This window comes from Bacillus sp. SIMBA_074 (genome assembly GCF_046534555.1).
Lineage (GTDB): Bacteria > Bacillota > Bacilli > Bacillales > Bacillaceae_G > Bacillus_A > Bacillus_A mycoides.
Genome location: NZ_JAWRYM010000133.1, coordinates 1 through 416, shown reverse-complemented (window position 1 = coordinate 416; position 416 = coordinate 1). Strand labels below are relative to the sequence as shown.

Sequence of the window (416 nt, the reverse complement as noted above, 5' to 3'; positions counted from 1 at the left end):
ATAGGACCGCCAGCAGGATGCGGCCGGCAAGCTCGGCCAGGCTGCCGAACAGGCCGGCGGGACGGGTGGAGACGATCATGCGCGACATCGGGATCTCCTCGACGGCGCCGGACGGCTTGCCGGCGTGCCGAGCATAGGGCAAGCCGGTGGCGGGGAGGCGGACCGGCAGTGCGCCGGCCCGGACTCATGGACGGGCGCCGGACAGACCGGCGCCTGGCTCAGAACTCCTGCCAGTCCGCCTCGTTGGCGACCACGGCGGCGGCCGCGGTGCGGCGGATCGCCGGCGCCGGTCGGGGAGTCGCCGCGTTGCGCGGCGCCCGGGCCGGGGTCGGCAGGCTCACCACCTCGGCGGTGGCAGGCCCGCGGGCGGTCCTGAAGATCGCCACGGCCTCGGTCAGCTGGCCGGCCTGTTCCTC

1 protein-coding gene is annotated in these 416 nt (G+C 76.0%); it reads right to left on the bottom strand.

What is annotated here, in order from left to right; genetic code table 11:
- Positions 1-218 precede the first annotated feature (218 nt).
- On the bottom strand, positions 219-416 hold a 198-nt coding region (locus tag SB773_RS30180), incomplete at its 5' end, for a hypothetical protein (protein ID WP_410593866.1).